A 23,603-nucleotide genomic window follows, 5' to 3' on the forward strand; every position below is an offset into this window, starting at 1 on the left:
AAAGAGGCCACCCAATCAGGTGGCTTTTTTGTTTGAAAAAACTCCTTAGAGAAAGACTAAGGAGAAAGAATCATGTTTTCTTTTTAAGTTGTTGATTTCGATACTGTCTAGGTGTTAAGTGATAGTGCTGCTTAAATTGACGGTTGAAGTTTGAAAGGTTGGTGAAACCGACCTGGCTTGCAATTTCTTGAATACTGAGGTTGGTTTGGACGAGTTTCTCACAGGATTTCTCAAGACGTAACTGGAGCAGGTAGTCCATACAACTGGCTCCAGTATGTTGCTTGAAAATACTCATAAAGTGATTTTTACTATATCCAAATGTTGCAGCTAGTTGCTCGATATGAATGGGTTCTGAGTAATGCTGTTCAAGGTAGCAAATCACTTCTTTTAGTTTTTGGTATTTTTGGTAGGTATCATCTGTATAGTGTCGATTGACGTATCTATACTTAAAGAGAAGATGAAGCAATTCGTATAGTTTAGATTTTATGAGTAGGTCGTAGTATATGCCTTTTTCTTCAAGTATAGAAAAGAGGGAAAGAAGGCAGGATTGAATTTGATCATAGGCCTTATCGCCTGGTGATATTTGAGGAGTAAGGCAAAAGTGACCAGAGTGAAGGGGTTGGATATAGCGTTGGCTAAAGCTGTCAATTTGACTTCTACCTAGGAAATCTAAATGGATACGAAAAACTGTAGAAATTTGTTCTTGATTTTCAATAGGGTAGATAGCGTGAGGAGACGTTGGCTGAATTAGAAAAATATCACCTTCATGACTTTCAAAGCGCTCAGAGTTGATATAGAAGGTAGCAGTTCCTTTTTTGACATAGATTATCTCGAGTTCAGGATGCCAATGGTAAATTGTATTAGAAGATTGCTTGGATAGGATTTGTTTTTCAAAATCATATGGGAAGTCAGATGGGTTATCTCGTAAGAAATGTGAACGGTCTGCCATGGTAAATCCTCCCAATACACTATTACTACTTTTATTATACCAAAAAAACTTCCTTATCTAGGAAGTTTTCGAGTTTTAAGCTTTCTTTTTCATATAAAAAATAGTAAGCATAAGTCCAATGAAGGCCAAAGCAATAGCCACATAAAAAGCTACACTATAATTTCCATCATTAGCCATTGCCATTTGAACTGCGACTTTTGGAGCGAAAAATGCTGCTAAAGAATATCCAGTGAAGACTATACCGTAGTTGACCCCTTGATTTGCAGGACCGTAATTTTCCATGACGATAGATGGGAAGACCCCCATAACACCACCAAAGCAGATACCAAGTCCTATAATTCCTAAGGTAAACCCGAATTGACCAGGGACGATAGTTAGGGAAAATAAAGCTAGGACAATGACAGAGTAGATAATTAATAAGGTCTTTGAACGGCCAATTTTATCAGAAAGTGATCCCCAGATAAAACGGCCACTAGAGTTTGCGATTGAATAAAGAGAGACATAGAGAGCTGCAGTACCTGCAGAGAGTCCAAACATTGATTGACCGATTGGTGATGCTTGAGAGGCAATCATCAAACCAGAAAAGGCGCCGACAAAGAACATGCTAATGATAATGTAAAACAGAGGACTTTGTAGCATTTGTTTCCAGTTTTTATTAGTAGCTCCTTGCTTGGTTGGGATAGGAGCTTTCCAGCCTGCTGGTTGGTAGCCGCTTGGAGCCGCCTTGATAAAGAAAATTGCACAGATGATAACAACAATATAGACTAGCCCAATGGTACGAAAAGCAAAGAAGGCATCTTGTTGTTGAATGAGATTGCTTGCGACTGGAGAAGCGATGACTGCGGCAAATCCCATGCCGCCTGTCAGAATTCCAGAGGCTAAGCCACGTTTATCAGGGAAGAGACGAAGTGAATTGGAGAGGGCACCCGAATAGGCAAAACCTTGACCAAGTCCAGCCATTAATCCATAAGTCAAATAAAGCATGGCTGGTGAATTGGCATAGCCGGTTAAGTAAAATCCGCTAGCAAATAGGAGAGCGCCTAGGGAGATAGTCCATTTTACATAACCTTTGTCAACTAAATAACCTCCTAGAATCATGGGGATAGGGCCGATTGCAGAGTTGATAGCAAATGCTAACATAATATCAGACATGGACCAGCCTGTTGAACTGCTAAGTGGTCCGGCGAAAACAGAAAAGGAATAGACGGCACCTGTGCAAAGAAGAATGGCTGTAGACGCGACTAAAATCCGCCAACGATTGAATGTCTCTTTCATAAAAACATCCTCCTTAAATGTATATTTTTTCACCAAGACTATATCATAGTTAAGTAAGATGGTCAATAGTTAACGAAGATGTTTTGTTAATTTTTTCACGAACTTATACTAAAGTACGATAAACTGATAGAATAACACTGTCTTTTATTATCAAGGATTTACAAGATTTTCTAAAGTAGTATAATAAAAGTAGATTAAATAAATGAAAGGGGTACCAAGATGAAACTAGTTGCTATCGTTGGAACCAATTCAGATCGCTCAACCAATCGGAAACTCTTGAAATTTATGCAAAAGCACTTTTCGGATAAAGCCGACATTGAGGTATTGGAAATCAAACAATTGCCAGCATTTAACGAACCTGAGGACAAGCAAACGCCAGCTGAAGTTCAAGCTTTTTCAGAAAAAATTCTTGCCGCAGATGGTGTGATTATTTCAACACCTGAGTACGACCACACGATACCAGCACCTTTGGCCTCTGCTTTGGAGTGGATTGCTTATACCAGTCGTGCTTTGGTTAACAAACCAACTATGATTGTTGGTGCTTCTCTCGGTTTGCTAGGAACATCTAGAGCGCAGGCACATTTACGTCAGATTTTAGATGCGCCGGAGCTTAAAGCAAGAGTTATGCCGGGTACAGAGTTCTTTCTAGGTCATTCTGAGCAAGTCCTAGATGAGGAGTGTCATTTGAACAATCCTGAAAAGGTTGCAGAACTAGAAGAACATTTTTCAGAGTTTCAAAATTTTGTTGAATTAACAAAAGCTTTAGTCAAACCAGAAGATACAAATCGTAAGAAATCTTTCATTTGGGAAGAATGGTTGAAAGCATAAGTATTTCAAGAAAGGAGAACAATCCATGAAATTAGTAGCTATTGTTGGGACTAATGCAAAAAAATCCTATAATCGCAACCTCTTGCAATTTATGAAAAGACATTTTGCTCAGAAAGCGGATATTGAGATTTTAGAAATAACAGATGTACCAATGTTCAATGAAACAGATGATCAAACAGATACACCTATTATTCAGAAGTTTAATCAAGCTATTTCAGAAGCTGATGGTGTCATTATCTCGACACCCGAGCACAATCATACGATTCCATCAAGTTTGAATAGCTTGCTCGAGTGGTTGTCTTTTAACATTCATCCACTAGACGGAAAGCCGACAATGATTGTCGGAGCTTCTTACGATATTCAAGGTTCCTCACGTGCCCAACTTCATCTTCGTCAGATTCTGGATGCTCCTGGGGTAAATGCAACAGTTATGCCAGGTAGTGAGTTTTTACTTGGTCGAGCGCATCGAGCGTTTGATGACAATGGAGATTTGATTGATGAGCGAACCGTTGATTTCCTAGATAGTTGTTTTTATCGCTTCCTTCGCTTTGTATCTATTGCAAACCAACTAAACCTTCCTGAAGAAGTTCGCTTTGAACCGGGGACTTACCATGTTACAACTGAAGGCCATAATGGTAAATTACCGATGGATGTAACGGTTTCTGAGGACCGTATTGAAAAAATTGAAATCGATTCTTCTGGAGAATCTTCAGGAATCGCAGATGTCGTCTTTACCCGTATTCCAGCAGAAATCATTGAGGGGCAAACATTAAATGTTGATGCGGTGTCAGGAGCTTCTGTGACTTCAAATGGTGTTTTAGATGGAGTTGCGCGTGCAGTCAAACAAGCTGGTGCAAATCCAGATGTTTTACGCAAGCGTTCAAAAGCGCCATCTGCCTTAGATAAAGAAGATAAGACCTATCAGGCAGACGTTGTCATCGTCGGAGGTGGAGGAGCTGGTTTAGCTGCGGCTGCTGCAGTCTTACAAGCGGGTAAGAAGCCGATTATTGTTGAGAAATTCCCAGCAATTGGAGGAAATACTGTTCGTGCAGGTGGTCCAATGAATGCACCAGATCCAGCATGGCAAGGAACCTTCGCAGCTCATCCAGGTGAGGCACATACGCTTCAAGAATTGATTGCGACAGATGAATCAACGATTGATCCAGAATATTTAGAGGACTTTAGAGCCTTGAAAGTTGAGGTTGAACAGTATTTGCAGGACCCGAGCTATTTGTTTGATTCTACCTTACTTTACCGTATCCAAACCTATATCGGTGGAAAACGAAAAGATTTACAAGGAAATGAAATTCATGGCCAGTATGATTTAGTATCTGTCCTAACTGAGCGGGCTCTAGAGTCTGTTCGTTGGTTGGAAGACATTGGCGTTGAATTTGTTCGTAGCGAAGTGACAATGCCAGTTGGAGCCCTTTGGCGTCGTGGCCATAAGCCGGTTCAACCAATGGGGTATGCCTTTATATCTGTCCTACAAAAATATGTTCTAGAGCATGGTGGCAAGATCTTGACTGACTCTCCAGTTAAAGAATTGCTTGTAAAAGACGGGGCTGTCAAGGGTGTCAGAGCAGAAGGTCGAAACGGTCAAACCATCATTGTCAATGCAGATGCCGTTGTTCTAGCTTCTGGAGGATTTGGTGCCAATACAAAGATGCTACAAAAATACAATACCTACTGGACTGAAATTGCAGATGATATTGCTACATCTAATACACCAGCTGTAACAGGAGATGGTATTCTTTTAGGGCAAAGTGTAGGTGCAGATTTAGTGGGTATGGGCTTTAGTCAAATGATGCCAGTATCCGATCCAGTGACAGGAGCTCTTTTCTCAGGACTTCAAGTTCCTCCAGCAAACTTCATCATGGTAAATACTGAAGGGAAGCGCTTTGTAGATGAGTACGGTAGCCGAGACAAGCTATCTCAAGCGGCGATTGATAATGGAGGCTTGTTCTATCTAATTGCAGATGAACGTATCAAGGAAACTGCCTACAATACTAGCCAAGAAAAAATCGATGCCCAAGTCAAAGCAGGTACTCTCTATCGTGCAGATACGATAGAAGAGTTGGCGGTTCAGATTGGTGTGGATCCACAAGTTCTAGTGGAAACGATTAAGAATTACAATTCCTATGTAGATGCAGGTTTTGATCCTGAATTTAATAAAGGTAGTTTTGATCTCAAGTGTGAGGTTGCACCATTTTACGCAACACCGAGAAAACCAGCCGTTCACCATACAATGGGTGGACTCAAGATTGATACTTCAACACACGTTTTGAATGAAAACGGTCAGATTATCCCTGGTTTGTATGCTGCCGGAGAAGTCGCAGGTGGACTCCATGCAGGTAACCGTCTAGGAGGAAATTCGCTTACGGATATCTTTACTTTTGGACGTATTGCAGGTCAAACAGCTGTTAAAGAAAATTGTTAGTGATTGATTTAAAAATTAAGGGAATTTTAAGTCTCCTCGTGTATTATATAATCATTAAATAAAGACCTCCTAATACTCTTCGAAAATCTCATCAACCTTCGTTAGAGTCGACTTAGCTAACTATAGTTATGCTTGCGTCTATCTGCCTAGTCTGATTTCGATTTTCATTGAGTACCCTTTATTTAATGAAATCCTAAACTTTTCTTTTTCATAATAATCTCCCTAAAGAGGCCACCCAATCAGGTGGCTTTTTTGTTTGTAGCTTGGATTTTTGATATAATAGAACCATGAGTAGAATTTTAGACAATGAAATCATGGGGGACGAGGAGTTAGTAGAACGTACGCTCCGTCCTCAGTATTTACGTGAATATATTGGGCAGGATAAGGTCAAGGATCAGCTGCAAATTTTTATCGAAGCTGCCAAAATGCGGGATGAAGCGCTGGATCATGTACTCTTATTTGGGCCTCCAGGTTTGGGGAAAACGACCATGGCCTTTGTCATTGCTAACGAATTAGGTGTCAATCTCAAGCAAACGTCTGGTCCTGTCATTGAAAAAGCGGGTGACTTGGTAGCGATTTTGAATGATTTGGAGCCTGGAGACGTCCTCTTTATAGACGAGATTCATCGCCTGCCTATGTCGGTGGAAGAGGTGCTTTATAGTGCTATGGAGGATTTTTACATTGACATCATGATTGGGGCTGGTGAGGGCAGTCGCAGTGTCCATTTGGACTTGCCACCTTTTACCTTGATTGGTGCAACGACAAGGGCGGGGATGCTTTCAAATCCTCTACGGGCACGTTTTGGGATTACAGGTCATATGGAATACTATGCCCATGCTGACTTGACAGAAATTGTCGAGCGAACGGCAGATATTTTTGAGATGGAAATCACCCATGAGGCAGCCGCTGAGCTGGCCTTACGCAGTCGAGGAACTCCTCGTATCGCCAATCGTCTCCTTAAGCGCGTGCGCGACTTTGCACAGATTATGGGTGATGGCTTGATTGATGATGTGATTACGGATAAGGCCTTGACCATGCTAGATGTTGACCATGAAGGTTTGGACTATGTGGACCAAAAAATCCTTCGTACCATGATTGAGATGTACGGTGGTGGTCCTGTCGGTCTAGGAACCCTCTCTGTTAATATTGCCGAGGAGCGTGAGACGGTCGAAGACATGTACGAACCCTACCTGATCCAAAAAGGATTTATCATGCGGACACGGTCTGGACGGGTTGCAACAGCTAAAGCATATGAGCATTTAGGTTATGAATACAGTGAAAAATGAGCACGAAATTCTAGAGGCTTTCAGAGAAAATCCAGATTTGATGAAAATCTTAACCATCATCCGTAACCTTGGCTTGAAAGACTCGTGGTTAGCAGCAGGTTCTGTCAGGAATTTTATTTGGAATCTCTTGTCAGACAAATCCCCTTTTGACCGTGAAACGGATGTGGATGTGATTTTCTTTGATCCAGATGTTTCTTATGAGGAAACAGTATCCCTAGAGAACAAGCTGAGAGAAGATTTCCCCCAGTATCAGTGGGAGTTGAAAAATCAGGTCTATATGCATCTGCACAGTCCCCACACGGCGCCCTATATCAGCTCCTGTGATGCGATGGTTAAGTATCCCGAGCGCTGTACGGCGGTAGGACTTCGCTTGCATGCTGATGCAACTTTAGAGCTCTTCGTGCCCTATGGACTCGAGGATATTTTAAAGTTTCAAGTTCACCCGACTCCTCACTTCTTAGATAATGAAGACCGAATGAAGCTCTATCAAGAACGCTTATCCAAGAAAAATTGGCAAGAAAAATGGAAAAATCTCACTTTCTCGAATCTCTGAAAAGAAGTTGGTGACTTGATCGCATAAGAATTCTATATGTGAGTTTGTAATCATCACAAGATGAGCAGAGAAATCTAAAGATGCAAAAAATTATATACTCAACAGGAACAACTCATTCAATCTATCATAGCTAACAAAGATACCGAATTTGTGAGATTGAGTGAGAAAAACGTCTATTAAGGCTATCCTTATTGTTCTTGGAAGATAAGACTCCTGGAAAATTATCCCAAGTAACTAACTTGAGCTTGAAAATTGGCATGTAAACGCTTTTGAAAAGTCGTAAATTATGATACAATGTTTAGAGAAATTACTGAGACGAGGATTTAGAAAACAATGAAAGTACATTTCACAAATTTATTTGGGCAAGCATCAACGAGTGTTGCCTTGATGGCGCAGAACAATGTCATGAAAATTGTTCGAGACTTTGGAGTTAACGAACTGGGGATATATTTTTATGATGCAAGCCATGAACCGTGGGAAGAACTGAACTCGCGGATGGATGGAATTGTCGCGGGGGTATCTTATGGAGATGTCGTTTTTTTCCAATCTCCTTCATGGAATAGTGTTGAATGGGACAATCACTTGGTAGAAAAGTTAAAGCTTTCTCATGTAAAAATGGTGATGTTTATCCATGATGTTCAGCCACTAATGTTTGAGAGCAATTATTATCTTATGAAGGCCCACATTGACATGTACAACAAGTGTGATGTGGTGGTAGTACCATCCGAACAAATGTACCAGAAACTCGTTTCAGAAGGATTAACCGTCAAGAACTACGTTGTTCAAACACTCTGGGATCTTCCCCATGGTTTGGAACTCTATACTCCAAAATTTGAGAAAAAATTAATCTTCTCAGGAGACCCATCTCGTTTTCCACATATTGTTGACTGGAAACACAGTACCCCTCTTCATGTTTATGCTACGAGAGCAGAGGGAGTAGATTATTCCAAAGTCCATCTTGAGGGGTGGCGAACTCAGCAGGAATTATTGTTGGAGTTGTCTAAAGGAGGAGGCTTTGGCCTAGTATGGGGAAATTCTGAAAATCCTGCGGAAGAGCGTGACTACTACAAAGAAAATGTTTCTTATAAGTTGACAACTTATCTGGCCGCAGGTATTCCTGTGGTTGTGCCAGACTATCTTTCTAATGTGGACTATATCCGTGAGAAAGGTTTGGGCTTTGTCGTATCTAGTTTGGAAGAAGCTAGCCGCGTGGTTCAGGAATGTACGGAAGAAGAGTATGATCAAATGGTCACAAGAGCAAAATATACAGCTTACTTAATTAAAAATGGTTATTTCACAAAGAAATTGTTTATTGATTCTATGATGCTCTTAGATTAGTCAAAAGTCAGTCATCGGTTTACCACATTCAGATTTGGAAAGGCAAAATTTCAAGTCGAAGTTAGCCACTTGGGATAATTAGTTTTTTGTCAACTGTGTAGTGGGATGATGAAAAACCACATCTTGGAGGGAACCAATTTGGTTCTCTCCTTTTTGCTAGACGCTTGAAGCTGATTTCCTCTACTTATAAATTTAGACGTAACAAAACACCCCAAAACTATCTAACTTTTTTGGGGAGGTCATATAGGGAGGGGGAGAGGATTACAAAATCATCACCAAGGTCCCAATCGTAATCAGTATACAGCCAATGATTGTTTTAAACGTCAGGACATCCTGTAGAAAGAAAAAGGCTAAAACGAGTGTAATGACGAGACTGAATTTATCGACAGCAGATACCTCAGTCGCATTGCCCATCTGCAAGGCCTTGTAGTAGGAGAGCCAGGAGGCGCCTGTTGCCAAACCAGACAGGATGAGAAAGAGCCAACTTTTTCTACTGATGTTGACAAGCTCAGTCTGACTATTGGTCAAGAAAACCATGGCCCAAGCCATAAGGATGACGACGACCGTACGAATGGCTGTTGCTAGATTGGACGGAACTCCCTCAATCCCAATCTTGGCTAAAATAGAAGTTAAGGCTGCAAAGACAGCAGATAAAAGTGCGAAGAAAAACCACATGGTAACTACCTCCTCTCTCTATTATAAGTAATCGAATCCTACTTGTCAGTTCTCAAGTGAAATCTTGCTCTGATGGCATTTTAAAAAGCTATACCAATTTTTATGCTTGACAAGTGAGAAAAACAAGTATATACTGTCTTTGCTGGTTCTGTAAAAGGAAAATCAGACTATACCAATTTAAGGGGAAAGCACAGCTGGTCTGTGTCGTATATACTATGTGTGGAATTGTTGGTGTTGTTGGAAACACAAATGCAACTGATATTTTGATTCAAGGGCTTGAAAAGCTCGAATACCGTGGTTATGATTCTGCGGGGATTTTTGTTCTAGGTGGTGCTGAAAATCATCTAGTCAAAGCTGTCGGTCGTATCGCTGAATTGTCTGCTAAGACAGCTGGTGTTGAGGGAACGACTGGTATCGGACATACGCGTTGGGCGACTCACGGGAAACCAACTGAGGACAATGCTCACCCACATCGCTCTGAGACAGGACGTTTTGTCTTGGTACACAATGGGGTGATTGAAAACTACCTTGAGATCAAGGAAGAATACCTTGCAGGTCACCACTTCAAGGGGCAAACAGATACGGAAATCGCCGTTCACTTGATTGGTAAATTTGTTGAAGAAGATGGTTTCTCAGTTCTTGAAGCCTTCAAAAAAGCCCTTCACATCATTCGTGGTTCTTATGCCTTTGCCTTGATTGACTCTGAAAATCCAGATGTTATCTATGTGGCGAAAAATAAATCACCACTTTTGATTGGTCTTGGGGAAGGCTATAACATGGTCTGCTCAGATGCTATGGCTATGATTCGTGAAACCAACCAATACATGGAAATCCATGACCAAGAGTTGGTAATCGTCAAGGCTGATAGCGTCGAAGTTCAAGACTATGATGGCAATCGCCGTGAGCGTGCTAGCTATACTGCGGAGCTAGACTTGTCAGATATCGGTAAGGGAACTTATCCTTACTACATGCTCAAGGAAATTGACGAGCAACCAACAGTTATGCGTAAACTCATCCAAGCCTACACAGATGAGGCGGGTCAAGTAGTGGTTGATCCAGCTATCATCAAGGCTGTTCAAGACGCTGACCGCATCTACATCCTTGCGGCTGGAACTTCTTACCATGCAGGATTTGCTTCTAAGAAGATGTTGGAAGAATTGACGGATACGCCAGTGGAACTTGGAATCTCATCTGAGTGGGGCTATGGTATGCCACTTCTCAGCCAAAAACCACTCTTTATCTTTATCAGCCAATCTGGTGAAACAGCTGACAGCCGTCAAGTTTTGGTCAAGGCCAATGAGTTAGGCATCCCAAGCTTGACAGTGACAAACGTGCCAGGTTCAACCCTTTCACGCGAAGCCAACCATACCATGCTCCTTCACGCGGGACCTGAAATTGCCGTAGCATCAACCAAGGCTTATACAGCGCAAATCGCAGCTCTTGCCTTCCTTGCAAAAGCAGTCGGTGAAGCAAATGGCAATGCTAAAGCACAAGTCTTTGATCTGATTCGTGAGTTGTCTATCGTAGCTCAGTCTATCGAATCAACTCTTTCTGAGAAAGAAACCATTGATGCCAAGGTTCGTGAACTTCTTGAAACAACTCGCAACGCCTTTTACATCGGACGTGGTCAAGACTACTACGTAGCCATGGAAGCTAGTCTCAAACTCAAAGAGATTTCTTACATCCAATGTGAAGGTTTTGCGGCGGGAGAACTCAAGCATGGAACCATTGCCTTGATTGAAGAAGGAACGCCTGTTTTGGCCCTCTTGTCAGATCCAGTCCTTGCCAACCACACTCGTGGAAATATCCAAGAGGTCGCAGCCCGTGGTGCCAAGGTTCTCACCATCGCAGAAGAAAATGTTGCCAAAGACACAGACGACATCGTCCTTACGACCGTACACCCTTACCTCTCACCAATCTCAATGGTCGTACCAACGCAATTGGTCGCTTACTTTGCAACACTCCACCGTGGCCTTGATGTGGACAAACCACGTAACCTTGCTAAGTCAGTAACTGTGGAATAAGACTGAGTATAAATAATTCTTATCAAGCTTATAAAAATTTCATATCGTAGAGAACATCATTTGAAAACAATGAGTATAAACACCTTAGAAAACCTGATTTAAAGGGATTTCTAAGGTGTTTTTCTTTATAGATATAAAAATTTCTAATCGAGTTGATAGTCAATATATATTGGGAAAAGGGGAAAAGGAGTGGTAAGATGGTTTCAATCCAAATGGAAGGAGAGAGGTATGGCAAGTAAAAGAGACTTAGTCTTTAGAGCGATTCGAGGCGATGAAGTGGAAAGAGTTCCTGTGGGATTTTGGTTTCATTTTGTAACACTCGAAGAAAAGGGGCAGGGATTAAATAATCCACGTATCTTTCAAAAGAGTGTTGATGGGCATCGCAACTATGTGGAAAGGATTCGTCCTGATTTTGTCAAAATTATGAGCGACGGTTTTTTCCTTTATCCAAGTAATGTCTATAGTCCTAAGATTGCAAGCATTCAGGAGCTGACTTCTATTGAGTCGATTGGTGAGGAACACCCATGGATTCAGCAACAGGTGGAAGTGGTACAAGCGATTCGAGAGACCTTTACCGAAGAGACTGCTTCTTTCTACAATATCTTTTCGCCTATCTCCTACCTCAAGCGCTGGTTCCGTACAGAAACCTCACGGGGAGATAGGGAAGTGGCTGATCTATTGCTTGAAAATCCTGAGCAATTCAGAGCGATTCTAGATGTGATTGCAAGAGATATTGCTATCCTAACTCAGAAAATCATCCAGCAAGGCGGTGTTGACGGGATTTACCTCAGTACCCAGGAAATTCAAGATGGGCGCATCACTCCAGCGCTCTATCAAACCTATATCGAACCGAGCAATATAGCAGTTTTGGAGGCAGCCAATCAGGTTAGTGGGACCAATATCCTCCATATCTGTGGATTTGAAGGTGCGAGCAATGATGTGACGATATTTAAGGATTATCCAGCTCAAGTGGTCAACTGGGCGACCCACCATGAGGACGTTAGTTTGACACAGGGGCAAGAGTTGTTCTCAGGTAAGGCCGTTTTAGGTGGATTTGAAAATGGCAAGAAAAGCTTGCTTTATCAAGGTTCCAAGGCGGAATTGCAAAATGAAACAAGGCGGTTGCTGGCTGAAGCGGGTAGTAAAGGCGTTCTTCTGGGAGCTGACTGTACTGTTCCAGATGACTTTGACTTAGAGAGGTTGGACTGGATTCGGCAGGCAGCTGTTCTCTAAAAGGAGGAGCTATGAAAAGTAAAAGATGGGGCATCTTCATTGCAGTTGTCGGTTTGCTGGCCTTGGTTGCCATAAGCGTCTTAAAAAATGGGCACTGCAAAAATGGAGAGAGATGTCGTGGAGTTCAGGATTTTTCCAAATCCAGTCTCCACTTTCTACGCTCGAATGATATCGCAAGTAGTTTATTAGTTGAAAAAGTAAGAAATGGAGAATAAGAATGTCAGAAAAAAAAGAATGGGTTTTAAAAGCATTTAAAGGTGAAAAGGTTGATCGTGTGCCAGTTGGTTTTTGGCACCATTTCACATCCGAAGACGAATGGCTGCACGGTTTCTCAAATCCAGCCATTATCAAGAAGAATATCGAGGGCCATAAGCGCTTTATCCGAGAAGTTCAGCCAGACTTTATCAAACTCATGAGTGATGGCTACTTTGCTTACCCAAATCCAGCGATTGCCAAAGGAAAATCACTTCAAGAATTGGCGACCATTCAACCACTTGGACCAGATCACGCTTGGATAAAAGAGCAGGTGGACTTGGTTAAGAAAATCAAGCAAGAGTTTACAGAAGATATCGTTGCGATTTACAATATTTTTGCTCCTGTGACCTATCTCAAGTGGTTGCTTGGGGAAGTGTCTGGTGGCGATGACCTCATTGCAGACTTTCTGGTGGAAAATCCTGAAGCCCTTAAAAAGGTGTTGGATGTGATTGCAGAGGATATTGCGAGTCTCAGTCGAGCTGTCATCGAAGAGGCTGGTGCTGATGGAATCTACCTCAGCGTGCAAAGTATCCAAGATCAACGAGTGTCGGCAGCAGCTTATCAAGCCGTCATTGCACCTAGCGAGATAACTGTTCTGGAAGCAGCTAGTGCTGTTGGTGGTGTTACTGTTCTTCATATCTGTGGCTACGAGGGGGCGCGAAATGATATTCACCTTTTTGCAGACTATCCAGCCCAAGTCTTTAACTGGGCTGTAGGACCAGAAGGAATCACTCTCAAGGAAGGTCGTGAGATTTTCAAGGGACGTACGGTTCTTGGAGGATTCGAAAATGGCAAGACAGGCTTGCTGTACACTGGTAGCAAGGACGCCATTCAGGCTGAGGCAAAGAAACTAGTTGCAGAAGCTGGGGAACGGGGCTTGGTACTTGGGGCAGATTGCACCATTCCAAGTGATATCGCAGTTGAACGTATCCAGTGGGTGAGAGAAGCGCTTGAAAATTAAAGGAGAAAAAGATGAGTAAAAAAGCATGGATTATCGGTGGTGTAGCAGTTGTTGCAGTAATTGGGGCAACGATTATCGGGAGAAGTTTAGCTGGCGCTCCAGCCAAGGAGGGAGAAACAGCTTCATCTGCTGAAGTCATAACCTTGAAGGTTGCCCATACACAAAACTACGTACCTTATGACTTTGTCAATGAAAAAGGGGAATCAGATGGTTATGAAGTAGCTGTTTTGAAGGCTGTTGATGAGAAGTTGGCAAACTATCAATTTGAATATACGGGTACCAGTGATGACGACCTCTTGATTGGTCTGGAATCAGGCAAGTATGACATCGGAACCAAGGGAGCTTGGTACACAGACGAACGAGCTAAAAAGTTTGTCATTCCATCTGAACCAGTCGGAGCAAGTATTATCGGATTTACTGTCAGAAAAGAAGACGAACAGAAATACAAAACCATTGATGACTTTGCCAAGAATAAAGGGAAATTGGTTCCTATCTCTCCACAGAATGCTCAATGGAATGTCATCACAAGCTACAATGAAAAACATCAAGATGCACCAATTGAGCTAACTGCAGCGGAATCCTTTAAGGTAGCAGATGCCTATGCCTGGGTCTTAGAAGGACGTTATGATGCCTTCTTTGATATCAAACTGTCCTTTGAAAAAGCAGTTACCGCAGAAGATGGCCCTTACCACCAATATGCGGACAAACTCAGCTGGTTCCCATATAAGGGCATTCCAACTTATCCCTTGATTCACCGTGATGAAAAGGGTGAGAAATTTGCTAAAGAATATGAAAAAGCAATCAAAGAGTTGAAAGAAGATGGCACGCTTGCTAAGCTATCTCAGCAATATTTCAAAGAAGATGTCTTTAGTTACGTAGACAAAGACTAGACCAGAAATTCCAAGACTAGAAAGGGTTTTGCATGGTTTCTTATGATTTTTCCAAGGTCTTTCAGTTTTTGCCGACCTTATTGCAGGCACTTCCTATGACCTTGTCCATTCTCTTTTTTACCACTCTTCTTGGTTCCCTTTTTGGAGGACTCTTGGCCTGGGCGCAAGTAGGAGAAGACAAGAGTTTTGCAGCAATTTCTAAAGGTTATATCTTTACCCTTCGTTGTACACCGCCGATTGTCTTGCTTTTTTTAGTCTTTTATGGCTTGCCAGAATTTCTGAAATGGTGGCTGGGTTTGGATATCAACAACTGGTCTAAAACTATTTTTGTTCTCCTTACGATGATTCTCTTGTTTGCAGCTATTGTTGCTGAGGTTTTCAAGGCAGCCTATCAAGCTATTCCAAAGGGGCAGACAGAGGCTGGGCTTAGTATTGGTTTGACTCCAAGTCAGACCTTTTGGAGAATCATTTTTCCTCAAGCTGTTCAGGTTGCTCTTCCCAATATAACGACCGCTATTCTCAATCTCATGCGGGATGCTGCCTTGGCCTATACGATTGGTTTTGTTGATGTTATGGGGGCAGGCAATCTCTTGATCAGTCGCAATTTAGGGAACTACTCTTTGGAAACCTATACGGCAGTTGCGCTTCTTTACTGGGGGATTGCTTTGGTTATTTCTGGCTTGAGTCGTTTGCTTGAGAAGTCTTTGGAAACAAAAGGGAGGTAAGAAATGGACATAGACTATATTGTAAAGACCTTTCTGGAGACCTTAAAAGGTGTGCCAATCACCTTGGCCATCATGATTGTGGCTATGGTCTTAAGTTTTTTACCTGCTCTATTTTTAGCCTTGGGGCAGATTTACAAGGTTCGAGGGGTGAGAAGTTTTTCTCTAGTCTATCTAGCTTTTATCCGAGCGACCCCTCCGATTTTATTAATTCTCTTCTTTTATAGTTTGTTTCCAAGTCTGCTGAATCAATTTTTCAAAAGTATAGGAAGTGACTTTGATATTTTCAAGCTTGATCCTCTCTACTATGCTTTTATCATTTATAGTCTGATGACGGTCGGGAGTTTGTCAGAGATTTTGCGTTCAGCTATCTTGACGGTGGACAAGGGACAATTAGAGGCGGCGCATGCGATTGGCTTGACCACGACACAGGCCTATTTAAGGATTGTTTTTCCTCAAGCTCTGCGCTCAGCCTTACCTAACCTGGCCAATCTGGTGATCAATATCGTCAAAGGGACCTCCCTGGTCTTTGTCATGACCATCAAGGACATCACCGCTATTGCTCGTGTAGAAGCGTCCTACGGTTACCAGTATTTTGAGTCTTATTTTGTGATCTTTTTGCAGTATATTTTGATCTGTGGTTTGATTCAGTGGGGCTTCTCCCTACTGGAGAAAGGCTATGTGAAAAAAGAAAAGAGAGCAAAAGCATCTAGTGCACGTTTTGTATAGGAGGACAGGATGTTACAAGTAGAACATATCGCAAAAACATTTGGAGAGAGGCAGGTTCTGGAGGATGTCAATCTCCAGGTCAATCAAGGGGATGTCGTCGTTATTTTAGGACCATCAGGTTCGGGGAAAACGACCTTTCTCCGTTGTCTCAACCACTTAGAAAAAGCTGACAGTGGCCATTTAACCTTGGCAGGAAAGACCTATGACTTAGCCAAATTAAGCAAGAAAGACATTCTAGAAATTCGCCAAAAAACAGCCTTTGTTTTCCAACACTACAATCTCTTTGCAAATAAAACAGCCCTGGAAAATATTCTAGAAGGCCTAATCGTGGCTCGTAAAGTTCCCAAGGAAGAAGCGCTCAAACGTGCAGAATCTGCCTTGGAAAAAGTTGGTTTACTGTCCTATAAAGACTACTACCCTTCCCAGCTATCTGGAGGGCAACAACAACGAATAGGAATTGCGCGTGCCATTGCCGTCAAGCCCGAGGTGATTTTACTCGATGAACCAACATCTGCACTAGACCCTGAGTTGGTTGGAGATGTTTTGGATGTTCTGAAACAGTTGGCGGGAGAAGGTGTGACTATGGTGGTCGTCACACATGAGATGGGATTTGCTAGAGATGTCGCTAATCACGTTATTTTTATGGACGGAGGCCGTATCGTAGAGGAGAACAATCCCCACGATTTCTTTAGCCGTCCGCAGGAAGAACGAACCAAGCAGTTTCTGGCTCGTATCTTATCAGATGCCACCTATAGTGTAGAATATATGATTTGATAGATAAGTGTATTATGAAAGTAACTTATGAAGCAAAGTTCCAATCTATAAACTATGGAAAAAGGTGCCAGCTTGAAATGACTTTCAGAAAAAGCTAGGTTTTAGACTTAGATTGGCTATTTGAGATGATTTGAGGTACTTTTCGTACACTCAAGTGGGCAATCTTATTTTAGATTTTTCATTTCTCAAAAAAACTTAAGAAAAATTTAAGCTAGGAGGTGTATACTAAGTTCATAAGTTAAGAAACACTTAACTTAAACTCCTAAAACTTTTTCATAATAATCTCCCTATAAAATAAAGTCGCTCAATCAGGCGGCTTATTTTTTGTCTGTACGGAGAGCTAATAACTTAGCAATAGAAGAAAATAGGGAAATATGGTATAATGAAACGATAGATTTTTGAATAGGAATAAGATCATGTTTAGATTTTTTAAGAAAGATAAAGCTGTAGAAGTCGAGGTTCCAACACAGGTTCCTGCTCACATTGGCATCATCATGGATGGGAATGGTCGCTGGGCTAAAAAACGGATGCAACCACGGGTTTTTGGTCATAAGGCAGGGATGGAAGCCCTCCAAAAGGTGACCAAGGCAGCTAACAAGATGGGAGTTAAGGTCATCACAGTCTATGCTTTTTCGACGGAAAATTGGACGCGCCCAGATCAAGAAGTCAAGTTTATCATGAACTTACCAGTCGAGTTTTATGATAACTACGTCCCTGAATTGCATGCAAATAATGTTAAGATTCAGATGATTGGGGAGACAGATCGTCTACCTAAGCCGACTTTTGAAGCTTTGAAAAAAGCAGAGGAATTGACCAAGAACAATACAGGCTTGATTCTCAATTTTGCGCTTAACTATGGTGGTCGTGCTGAAATTACGCAGACTTTTAAGAGCTTGGCTCAGGAAGTTCTAGATGCCAAAATCAATCCTGGTGATATTACAGAAGATATGATAGGGGATTATCTTTTCACACAACGCCTGCCAAAGGATTTGCGAGATCCTGATTTGATTATCCGTACGAGTGGTGAGTTGCGTTTGAGTAATTTCTTGCCATGGCAAGCAGCCTATAGCGAGCTTTACTTTACGGATACCTTGTGGCCTGATTTTGATGAAGCATCTTTGAAGGAGGCTATTACGGCCTATAATCGTCGCAATCGCCGTTTTGGAGGAGTTTAGGAGAAGATATGACCCAAGATTTACAAAAGAGAACATTGTTTGCGGTATTGGCCCTGGCTATTTTCCTTCCAGTCTTATTTGTGGGAGGACTCTTGTTGCAGATAGGGATTGGTTTGTTAGCCATGCTGGCTGTCCATGAACTCTTGCACATGAAAGGGCTAAATACCATGACCATTGAGGGGACTTTGACTCTCTTTGCGACCTTTGCCCTCACAATTCCTTTAGAAAACTATCTGACATTCCTACCAGTTGATGGGAATGTGGTTGCCTACAGTGTTTTGATTACAATTATGCTGGGGACGACCGTTTTCAGTAAAAACTATACGATTGAAGATGCCGCATTTCCAATTGCTGTGAGTTTTTATGTTGGTTTTGGCTTCAATGCCTTACTAGATGCTCGGGTGGCAGGTTTTGACAAGGTACTTTTAGCCCTTTTTATCGTTTGGGCGACAGATAGTGCTGCCTACCTGACAGGGATGAATTTTGGTAAACATAAATTGGCGCCGAGAGTTTCTCCTAATAAGAGTATTGAGGGCTTTGTCGGTGGTATTCTAGGTGCGGTACTGATAACAGTGGTTTTCATGTTAGTGGACAGCACAGTTGCTCTTCCTTATGGGATTTATAGAATGAGTCTCTTTGCTGCCTTCTTCAGTGTGGCAGGTCAGTTTGGTGACTTAATTGAGAGTGCCATGAAACGCCATTTCGGTGTTAAGGATTCTGGAAAATTTATCCCTGGACATGGCGGTGTGTTGGATCGCTTTGACAGCATGCTGATTGTGTTTCCAATGATGCACTTATTTGGCCTGTTTTAAAGAAAGGAATATTGAATGATTGGATTGCTAACCTTTATCCTGGTTTTTGGGATTATTGTGGTGGTGCATGAGTTTGGACATTTTTATTTTGCCAGGAAATCAGGCATTCTAGTTCGTGAATTCGCCATTGGTATGGGGCCCAAGATTTTTGCTCATATCGGTAAGGATGGCACTGCTTATACCATTCGAATCCTTCCTCTAGGAGGATATGTTCGTATGGCTGGTTGGGGTGACGATGCGACGGAGATCAAGACTGGAACCCCAGTCAGTTTAACACTTGCGGAGGATGGTAAGGTCAAACGGATCAATCTATCTGGGAAGAAACTGGATCAAACAGCTCTCCCTATGCAGGTAACCCAGTTTGACTTTGAAGACAAGCTCTTCATTAAAGGCTTGGTTTTGGAAGAAGAAAAGACCTTTGCAGTGGATCATGATGCAACGGTTGTTGAGGCAGATGGTACCGAAGTGCGCATCGCTCCTCTGGATGTACAGTATCAAAATGCTTCTATCTGGGGCAAGCTCATCACCAACTTTGCAGGTCCTATGAATAACTTTATCTTAGGTGTTGTTGTTTTTTGGATTTTGATCTTTTTGCAAGGCGGTGTTAGAGATACTCAGACCAATCTCTTTCATGTCATGCCAGAGGGCGCTTTGGCTAAGGTGGGTGTAGCTGAGACCGCTCAAATTACAAAGGTCGGCTCGCATGAGGTTAAGAATTGGCAAGACTTGACCCAGGCTGTGGAAGCAGATACCAAGGACAAGACAGCCCCGACCTTGGATGTGACCATTTCTGAAAATGGTAGCGAAAAACAAGTTACTGTGACTCCAGAAGAAAATCAAGGACGTTACATTCTCGGGGTTCAACCGGGAATTAAGTCAGACTTTCTATCCATGTTTGTTGGTGGATTTACGACCGCTGCTGACTCAGGGCTCCGCATCCTTTCGGCTCTGAAAAACTTGATTTTCCATCCGGATTTGAACAAACTTGGTGGTCCCGTTGCCATTTTTAAGGCAAGTAGCGATGCTGCTAAAAATGGTCTTGAGAATGTCCTCTATTTCCTAGCTATGATTTCTATCAATATCGGGATTTTTAACTTGATTCCGATCCCGGCTTTGGATGGTGGAAAGATTGTGCTCAATATCCTGGAGGCTATCCGCCGTAAACCCCTTAAACAAGAAATTGAAACCTATGTCACCATGGCTGGTGTAGTTATCATGGTTGTCTTGATGCTAGCTGTGACCTGGAATGACATTATGCGACTCTTCTTTTAGATAATCGAGGAATATTATGAAACAAAGTAAAATGCTAATCCCTACGCTTCGTGAAATGCCAAGCGATGCTCAAGTTATCAGCCACGCCCTTATGTTGCGTGCTGGTTATGTTCGTCAAGTTTCTGCGGGAGTGTATTCTTACCTCCCACTTGCTAACCGTGTGATTGAAAAGGCTAAGAACATCATGCGCCAAGAGTTTGACAAGATTGGTGCGGTGGAAATGTTGGCGCCTGCCCTTCTCAGTGCCGATCTTTGGCGTGAATCAGGCCGTTATGAAACCTATGGTGAAGACCTTTATAAACTGAAAAACCGTGAAAAATCAGACTTTATCCTAGGTCCGACACACGAAGAGACATTTACAGCCATTGTTCGTGACTCTGTTAAGTCTTATAAGCAATTACCGCTTAATCTCTACCAAATCCAGCCTAAGTACCGTGATGAAAAACGTCCACGTAACGGCCTTCTCCGTACGCGTGAATTCATCATGAAAGACGGTTACAGTTTCCATGCCAACTATGACAGCTTGGATGTGACCTATGATGAGTACAAGGCTGCTTATGAACGCATCTTCACTCGCAGTGGTTTGGATTTCAAGGCCATCATCGGTGACGGTGGAGCCATGGGTGGTAAGGATAGCCAAGAATTTATGGCCATCACACCAGCCCGTACAGACCTCGATCGCTGGGTTGTCTTAGACAAGTCAGTTGCCTCATTTGATGAGATTCCTGCAGAAGTGCAAGAAGAAATCAAGGCAGAATTGCTCAAATGGATGGTTTCTGGTGAAGACACTATTGCCTACTCAAGTGAGTCTAGCTATGCAGCTAACTTAGAAATGGCAACAAACGAGTACAAACCAAGCAACCGTGTCGTTACTGAAGAAGAAGTAACTCGCGTGGAAACACCAGGTGTTAAATCCATTGACGAAGTCGCAGCCTTCCTAAATGTCCCAGAAGAACAAACAATCAAAACCCTCTTCTACATGGCAGATGGTGAGCTTGTTGCAGCCCTTCTAGTTGGAAATGACCAACTCAATGAAGTCAAGTTAAAGAACCACTTGGGTGCAGATTTCTTTGACGTTGCTAGCGAGGAAGAAGTAGCAAACGTTATTCCAGCTGGCTTTGGTTCGCTTGGCCCAGTTGGTTTGCCAGAAAATGTGAAAATCATTGCAGACCGTAAGGTGCAAGATGTTCGCAATGCTGTTGTAGGGGCTAACGAAGATGGCTACCACTTGACGGGTGTGAATCCAGGTCGTGACTTTACCGCAGAATATGTGGATATACGTGAAGTTCGTGAGGGTGAAATTTCACCAGACGGACAAGGTGTCCTTAACTTTGCGCGTGGTATTGAGATCGGTCATATTTTCAAACTTGGAACTCGTTACTCAGCAAGTATGGGCGCAGATGTTTTGGACGAGAATGGTCGTGCTGTGCCAGTCATCATGGGATGTTACGGTATCGGTGTTAGCCGTCTTCTATCAGCAGTTATGGAACAACACGCTCGCCTCTTTGTTAACAAAACGCCAAAAGGGGAATACCGTTACGCTTGGGGAATTAACTTCCCTAAAGAATTGGCGCCATTTGATGTGCACTTGATTACTGTCAATGTCAAAGACGAAGAAGCGCAAGCTTTGACAGAAAAACTTGAGTCTAGCTTGATGGAAGCTGGTTACGAAGTCTTGACAGATGACCGTAACGAACGTGTCGGAGTGAAGTTTAGCGATAGCGACTTGATTGGGTTGCCAATCCGTATCACTGTTGGGAAGAAAGCAGCTGACGGTATTGTAGAAGTTAAAATCAAAGCGACTGGTGACACCATCGAAGTTCACGCAGACAACTTGCTTGAAACGCTTGAAATCCTCAGCAAGAAATAAAAACTATAATCAGAAGAAAAACAAGGCAAAAATGTAACTAGTTTTTACCTTGTTTTTTCTATATAATGGAAGTGAATAAAGACATAATCAATTTAAGAGGTATAACAATGCTAAAATTTCCAAAGGATTTTGTTTGGGGTTCCTCCACTTCTGGACCACAGACAGAAGGACGAGTGCCAGGTGATGGCAAGGGAGATAATCTCTGGGATTATTGGTATCAGGTGGAACCCAATCGCTACTACAATGGGATTGGACCTGACAAAACATCGACTTTTTACGAGAACTGGGAGAAGGATATTGAGCTTTTGGTAGAGACTGGCCATACAGCCTTCCGAACTTCTATCCAGTGGTCTCGCGTTTTCCCACAAGGCCGTGGAGAAGTCAATCCTCAAGGGGTGGCTTTCTACCGTCAGGTATTTGAAGCCATCAAGTCTAAGGGAATCCGTCTTCTAGTCAATCTCTACCACTTTGACCTCCCTTTTGCCCTTCAAGCAGATGGGGATGGTTGGGAAAATAAGGCGACTGTCTCAGCCTATGAAGACTATGCTCGTTTTTGTTTTGAGACTTACGGTGACTTGGTGGATCAATGGATTACTTTTAACGAGCCTATCGTTCCTGTGGAGTTTGGTTATTTCTATGATGCCCACTATCCTCACAAGGTAGATGCCAAAGCAGCGGTTAAGGTTGCCTATCATACGCAACTGGCTAGTAGTCTTGCGGTTAAGGCCTGTCATGAGATTTTGCCTGGCTCTAAGATTGGGATTGTTCTTAACTTAACGCCAGCTTATCCACGTAGCCAGCACCCTGCAGATGTCAAGGCTGCGCGCATTGCGGATCTCTTTCAAGCTCAATCTTTCCTAGATCCGTCTGTCTTGGGAGCTTATCCACAGGAGTTGGTAGAAATCTTGTCTGAGCATGACTTGTTACCAGAGTATACAGCTGAAGAGCTGGAGCTCATTTGCGAGAATACAGTTGATTTCCTCGGAGTCAATTACTACCAGCCTTTGCGTGTCATGGCACCGCGTTTTGCTAAACATCCTGATAGCCCGCTCTTGCCAGAGCATTTTTACGAGCCTTATGTTATGCCTGGACGTAAAATCAACCCTCACCGCGGTTGGGAAATCTACGAGCAAGGGATTTATGATATCGCTCAAAATATCAAGGAAAACTATGGCAATATCGAGTGGATGTTGACTGAAAACGGAATGGGTGTTGAAGGTGAAGACAAGTTCCGTGAGAATGGCATGATTCAGGACGACTATCGTATTGACTTTGTCAAAGGGCATCTGCGTGAACTCCACCGTGCCATCGAAGATGGTGCTAACTGTAAAGGTTACTTAATCTGGACATTTATCGATTGCTGGTCATGGCTCAACAGCTATAAAAACCGCTATGGTTTGGTAGAGCTTGACTTGGAAACACAAGAACGTCGTCTGAAGAAATCAGGTCACTGGTTCAAAGAACTCAGCGACAATAATGGATTTTAAGAATAAAAAGAGTGAGATGGTGTTCATCTCATTTTTTAATATGTAACGACTAATCAGT

At 42.5% G+C, this 23,603-nt stretch carries 21 protein-coding genes; 18 read left to right on the top strand and 3 right to left on the bottom strand.

Features of this window, described 5'->3' with window-relative positions:
- Window positions 1-70 precede the first annotated feature (70 nt).
- A complete protein-coding gene (locus tag B7705_RS05655; RefSeq protein WP_084948360.1) occupies window positions 71-949 on the bottom strand; it encodes an AraC family transcriptional regulator in 879 nt (292 codons plus the stop codon).
- 75 nt (window positions 950-1,024) lie between these two features.
- Window positions 1,025-2,224 carry an L-lactate MFS transporter gene (locus B7705_RS05660; RefSeq protein ID WP_084948362.1) on the bottom strand — a complete coding sequence of 400 codons (1,200 nt, stop codon included), beginning with the start codon at window positions 2,222-2,224 and terminating at the stop codon, window positions 1,025-1,027.
- Between the two features lie 219 nt (window positions 2,225-2,443).
- On the opposite strand from B7705_RS05660, the gene B7705_RS05665 reads away from it, so the two are divergent.
- From B7705_RS05665 to B7705_RS05685, 5 genes are all read left to right on the top strand, one after another.
- Window positions 2,444-3,052 carry an NADPH-dependent FMN reductase gene (locus B7705_RS05665; protein WP_084948364.1) on the top strand — a complete coding sequence of 203 codons (609 nt, stop codon included), beginning with the start codon at window positions 2,444-2,446 and terminating at the stop codon, window positions 3,050-3,052.
- A 25-nt stretch (window positions 3,053-3,077) separates the two neighbouring features.
- Window positions 3,078-5,489 (top strand): flavocytochrome c, encoded by a 2,412-nt coding sequence (locus B7705_RS05670; RefSeq protein ID WP_084948365.1) that lies wholly within the window; start codon window positions 3,078-3,080, stop codon window positions 5,487-5,489.
- A 287-nt stretch (window positions 5,490-5,776) separates the two neighbouring features.
- Window positions 5,777-6,775: a Holliday junction branch migration DNA helicase RuvB gene (ruvB, locus tag B7705_RS05675; protein ID WP_080978824.1), complete on the top strand. Its 999-nt coding sequence runs from the start codon at window positions 5,777-5,779 to the stop codon at window positions 6,773-6,775.
- Window positions 6,756-7,328 (top strand): nucleotidyltransferase family protein, encoded by a 573-nt coding sequence (locus B7705_RS05680; RefSeq protein WP_001098870.1) that lies wholly within the window; start codon window positions 6,756-6,758, stop codon window positions 7,326-7,328. The genes ruvB and B7705_RS05680 overlap by 20 nt, the downstream gene beginning before the upstream one ends.
- A gap of 333 nt (window positions 7,329-7,661) precedes the next feature.
- The gene (locus B7705_RS05685) at window positions 7,662-8,666 is read left to right on the top strand and encodes a sugar transferase (RefSeq protein WP_000862851.1); all 1,005 of its coding nucleotides are present in this window, start codon (window positions 7,662-7,664) and stop codon (window positions 8,664-8,666) included.
- A gap of 261 nt (window positions 8,667-8,927) precedes the next feature.
- On the opposite strand, the gene B7705_RS05690 is transcribed toward B7705_RS05685, so the two are convergent.
- Window positions 8,928-9,341: an EamA family transporter gene (locus tag B7705_RS05690; protein ID WP_084945738.1), complete on the bottom strand. Its 414-nt coding sequence runs from the start codon at window positions 9,339-9,341 to the stop codon at window positions 8,928-8,930.
- Window positions 9,342-9,556: 215 nt separating this feature from the next.
- Here B7705_RS05690 and glmS point away from each other — a divergent pair, with 215 nt between their 5' ends.
- From glmS to B7705_RS05755, 13 genes are all read left to right on the top strand, one after another.
- Window positions 9,557-11,365 (top strand): glutamine--fructose-6-phosphate transaminase (isomerizing), encoded by a 1,809-nt coding sequence (gene glmS / locus B7705_RS05695; protein ID WP_084948367.1) that lies wholly within the window; start codon window positions 9,557-9,559, stop codon window positions 11,363-11,365.
- Window positions 11,366-11,593: 228 nt separating this feature from the next.
- Window positions 11,594-12,598 (top strand): uroporphyrinogen decarboxylase family protein, encoded by a 1,005-nt coding sequence (locus tag B7705_RS05700; RefSeq protein WP_084948369.1) that lies wholly within the window; start codon window positions 11,594-11,596, stop codon window positions 12,596-12,598.
- Between the two features lie 11 nt (window positions 12,599-12,609).
- Window positions 12,610-12,813 carry a hypothetical protein gene (locus B7705_RS05705; protein WP_084948370.1) on the top strand — a complete coding sequence of 68 codons (204 nt, stop codon included), beginning with the start codon at window positions 12,610-12,612 and terminating at the stop codon, window positions 12,811-12,813.
- Between the two features lie 2 nt (window positions 12,814-12,815).
- Window positions 12,816-13,814 (top strand): uroporphyrinogen decarboxylase family protein, encoded by a 999-nt coding sequence (locus tag B7705_RS05710; RefSeq protein ID WP_084948371.1) that lies wholly within the window; start codon window positions 12,816-12,818, stop codon window positions 13,812-13,814.
- Between the two features lie 11 nt (window positions 13,815-13,825).
- Entirely contained in the window at window positions 13,826-14,704 is an 879-nt protein-coding gene (locus B7705_RS05715; protein WP_000037003.1) for a transporter substrate-binding domain-containing protein, read from the top strand.
- Window positions 14,705-14,736: 32 nt separating this feature from the next.
- Window positions 14,737-15,429, top strand: a complete 693-nt coding sequence (locus B7705_RS05720; protein ID WP_061453984.1) for an amino acid ABC transporter permease — start codon at window positions 14,737-14,739, stop codon at window positions 15,427-15,429.
- A gap of 3 nt (window positions 15,430-15,432) precedes the next feature.
- Complete coding sequence (locus B7705_RS05725) at window positions 15,433-16,155, top strand: amino acid ABC transporter permease (RefSeq protein WP_000350559.1); 723 nt, start codon at window positions 15,433-15,435, stop codon at window positions 16,153-16,155.
- A gap of 9 nt (window positions 16,156-16,164) precedes the next feature.
- Window positions 16,165-16,929: an amino acid ABC transporter ATP-binding protein gene (locus B7705_RS05730; RefSeq protein WP_084948373.1), complete on the top strand. Its 765-nt coding sequence runs from the start codon at window positions 16,165-16,167 to the stop codon at window positions 16,927-16,929.
- A gap of 416 nt (window positions 16,930-17,345) precedes the next feature.
- Window positions 17,346-18,104, top strand: coding sequence for an isoprenyl transferase (locus B7705_RS05735; protein ID WP_084948374.1), 759 nt, complete (start codon window positions 17,346-17,348; stop codon window positions 18,102-18,104).
- Window positions 18,105-18,112: 8 nt separating this feature from the next.
- The gene (locus tag B7705_RS05740; protein ID WP_084948376.1) at window positions 18,113-18,916 is read left to right on the top strand and encodes a phosphatidate cytidylyltransferase; all 804 of its coding nucleotides are present in this window, start codon (window positions 18,113-18,115) and stop codon (window positions 18,914-18,916) included.
- 15 nt (window positions 18,917-18,931) lie between these two features.
- On the top strand, window positions 18,932-20,188 hold the full coding sequence (rseP, locus tag B7705_RS05745; RefSeq protein ID WP_084948377.1) for an RIP metalloprotease RseP: 1,257 nt from the start codon (window positions 18,932-18,934) through the stop codon (window positions 20,186-20,188).
- 16 nt (window positions 20,189-20,204) lie between these two features.
- Window positions 20,205-22,058 (top strand): proline--tRNA ligase, encoded by a 1,854-nt coding sequence (locus tag B7705_RS05750; protein ID WP_084948379.1) that lies wholly within the window; start codon window positions 20,205-20,207, stop codon window positions 22,056-22,058.
- A 107-nt stretch (window positions 22,059-22,165) separates the two neighbouring features.
- Window positions 22,166-23,545, top strand: a complete 1,380-nt coding sequence (locus B7705_RS05755) for a glycoside hydrolase family 1 protein (protein WP_084948380.1) — start codon at window positions 22,166-22,168, stop codon at window positions 23,543-23,545.
- The last annotated feature ends 58 nt before the right edge of the window (window positions 23,546-23,603 follow it).

The sequence above is a fragment of the Streptococcus oralis subsp. dentisani genome, from assembly GCF_002096685.1.
GTDB classification, from domain to species: Bacteria; Bacillota; Bacilli; order Lactobacillales; family Streptococcaceae; genus Streptococcus; species Streptococcus oralis_AD.